Source organism: Burkholderia sp. MSMB1078WGS (assembly GCF_001528895.1).
GTDB lineage: Bacteria > Pseudomonadota > Gammaproteobacteria > Burkholderiales > Burkholderiaceae > Burkholderia.
In genome coordinates this window covers 1-2889 of record NZ_LPDI01000073.1, presented here as the reverse complement: position 1 = coordinate 2889, position 2889 = coordinate 1, and the positions used below count along the sequence as shown (strand labels likewise).

The window sequence follows — 2889 nt, the reverse complement described above, 5'->3', positions numbered from 1 at the left end:
TACATGGCGACGATCTTGTCGTCGAAGCCCGTGAAGCGCCGTTCGTGCTTGGGAATCAGGATGGGTTCGAAGCTGCCATCGCGGTCGCGCGGCACCTCGATACGGATCGGACCGTCTTCGGTCAGAACCGTCTTGGCCCCTTTGCCGTTGCGCTGATTCGTGGCGTTGGCCGGCTTGGCAGCACCGGGAGGGTAGCCGAGATGATGATTCATCTCGCCGCCCAGTGCCCGTTCGATCAGCGCCTTCTTGAGCGCTAGCGTCGCGGCATTGATGGCTTCGGCCGTCATCGGGCCGTTGCCGAACTGTTCGAGCAGCTCGGCCGGAATCGCCGGCAGTGCCACCGGCTGGGCTTTCGGTTTGCGAGGCATAAACTCTCCTTGGGAGCATGTTATGCCTTAAACACAAAATTCCTGACAGGCCCGGAACCAGGTCGCGCGCTATCCGTAGGGCTTGGCCCAGTTTTAGGCCCGCCCCAACGGCGCGGATCGATGATGAACCGATCCCGGCTCCCGATAAGTCTTTGGTCTGCTGCTCGCAGCTTCGCGAGCAGCAATTCGTGCAAGCGATTCCATACGCCCATGGCCTGCCCATTGCGTAGTCGTCGCCAACAAGTCACGCCCGAGCCGCAGCCCATCTCGGTGGGCAGGTCGCGCCAGCGCTGTCCCGTCTTGCGTGGCTAGTAACGGTTCGATCAATGTCCACAGTCGTCGTCGATGATCGGCTTGCCGATCTCCTCGGCATCGGTCGTTCCGATGCCTGAGGTTAACGGCTCGCCACGAAAGTTAACAGCACCCACGGCCCCTTTTTTGAAACCATCTCTTAAGGCGGTTGATCGTAACCGCGTGTGTGCCAACGGCCTTTGGAACGTACACGATCACAAGTACGCCGAGCCCCATTCTCGCGTAACGATCCTCGCGGTGTCGAGTAGCCAGCGTGGAAGCGCGAGTTCCGGCGCAGTTGCCGGTTCGCCGTGCAGCAAGGAACTCGAGCTTGGTTCCGGTAGGGCACCATTCTGCCCAACAAGATCCATCGCAGCGCCTCATAGGTCGAGCGGCTCGAACGTCGCGCAACGCCCGATCGAGCCGCTGATCAATCAGCTATAGAACTCCACCTTGCCTCCCACAAGGTGGTACATCGACCCAATGATCTTTATCTTGCCGTTCTTTTCCAGATCGGCCAGTACTTCGCTCCGGCGGCGGATTTCGTCGATAGCTTGTCGCACGTTGGTGGCTGCCACAGCGTCGACGAACGCATCGTTTTTGCTGCTGCGTTCGCCGTCGAACTTGGTTGCGTCCATGGCTGGCTTGATCTTATTCAGCAAGCCCGTGAGATTGCCGAGGTTCGCGCCGTCGATGGCACCTTTGATCGCGCCGCACGTCGTGTGGCCCATCACTAGCACGACTTTTGAGCCGGCCACGGCGCAGGCATATTCAAGGCTGCCCAGCAGATCGTCGTTAACGATATTGCCTGCCACACGCGTATTGAAAGTATCGCCGATGCCCGCGTCGAAAATAATTTCTGCGGGTGCACGAGAATCCATGCAACTCAGGATGACGGCTGCCGGATACTGACCACTCGCGCTCGCTCGCTTCTGGGCCAGATAATCGTGCCTTTGCAGCTTATCCGCACGAAAGCGCTCGTTGCCACGCTTCAACATGGCAATCACGTCGTCGGGCGTCATGGCATCGCGCTGCGCCTTGCCGAGAGCAGCGGCGTGCGCCAGACCGGGCATGAGTTCGGCGGCCAGCCCGAACGCCATGAGGCCCAGGGCGGTTTTGAGCGAAGCGCGTCGAGCCGCGGTCGGTGTGGCACAGCAGTTTTGAGTCTGGCGGTCCATTGAGATATTCCCCTTGAATATATGGTGATAATAACGCCGGCAAGAGCTCGAATTTACTGTCCCGCTTGAGGACTTTGACAATTTAGTCTGAAATCTTCGATTAAGCAAAAGATTGGCTGGCGCAAATCCGCGATGAATGTGCTTTTAGAGTCGCTGCATGCCTTCGGTGGGAGATTCCACTATCGCCATCAGTGGCCGGAGGTCTGCGAGAAAATAGCGGCTGCCATTTCGGCATGCGGGCCCTCCCTGCCCAACTGGGACCATGCGATCCATTGAGTTACAAGCGGTGCCGGCGCCAGTGAGGCATGGCAAGGAAATCGTAGCCGCATTCCACGGGCACAACGGAATGCAAGCCCCGAAGGGACCTATCCGTGATTTCGTGGGCGGGGCATATCATGAGGTGTAAAAACCATGGATATGCCAATGAAGATGAAAAGGCAAACCGTAGCGCGTCAGGCTGCGGCCCCCAGGCCCCAGTCTGAACTGCCTAAGGAACTGCTGGACCCGTCAGTCAAGGGGCCGAGGGGCAGGACCTGATGCTGGCGTTCAACTGATATGACTTTCCGCGTCAACCGAAGCGACCGGTTTTCGGGGTTCCGTGGACATTCGAATTTCCTGAGGGCGACGTAGCGGGCCTGTCAGGAATTTTGTGTTTAAGGCATAACATGCTCCCAAGGAGAGTTTATGCCTCGCAAACCGAAAGCCCAGCCGGTGGCACTGCCGGCGATTCCGGCCGAGCTGCTCGAACAGTTCGGCAACGGCCCGATGACGGCCGAAGCCATCAATGCCGCGACGCTAGCGCTCAAGAAGGCGCTGATCGAACGGGCACTGGGCGGCGAGATGAATCATCATCTCGGCTACCCTCCCGGTGCTGCCAAGCCGGCCAACGCCACGAATCAGCGCAACGGCAAAGGGGCCAAGACGGTTCTGACCGAAGACGGTCCGATCCGTATCGAGGTGCCGCGCGACCGCGATGGCAGCTTCGAACCCATCCTGATTCCCAAGCACGAACGGCGCTTCACGGGCTTCGACGACAAGATCGTCGCCATGTA

3 protein-coding genes and 1 pseudogene are annotated in these 2889 nt (G+C 59.2%); 1 reads left to right on the top strand and 3 read right to left on the bottom strand.

The genetic code is table 11. The features are described 5' to 3' along the window. The 3 genes and pseudogenes from WT24_RS17805 to WT24_RS17800 form a co-directional block, all read right to left on the bottom strand. The coding region (locus tag WT24_RS17805; protein WP_179949304.1) for a transposase at nucleotides 1-368 on the bottom strand (368 nt) is incomplete at its 3' end. Between the two features lie 53 nt (nucleotides 369-421). Continuing rightward, nucleotides 422-730 (bottom strand): annotated as a pseudogene (locus WT24_RS33015) (IS5/IS1182 family transposase); the annotation flags it as partial. Between the two features lie 363 nt (nucleotides 731-1093). After that, nucleotides 1094-1837: a carbonic anhydrase family protein gene (locus WT24_RS17800; RefSeq protein WP_060035268.1), complete on the bottom strand. Its 744-nt coding sequence runs from the start codon at nucleotides 1835-1837 to the stop codon at nucleotides 1094-1096. Between the two features lie 684 nt (nucleotides 1838-2521). Here WT24_RS17800 and WT24_RS17795 point away from each other — a divergent pair. Next, nucleotides 2522-2889: transposase (locus tag WT24_RS17795; protein ID WP_179949304.1), on the top strand; the 368-nt coding region annotated here is incomplete at its 3' end.

Bases quoted from the DNA above. Each gene is read 5' to 3' on its own strand.
- WT24_RS17800 (WP_060035268.1), bottom strand. From the start codon at position 1,837: ATGGACCGCCAGACTCAAAACTGCTGTGCCACACCGACCGCGGCTCGA.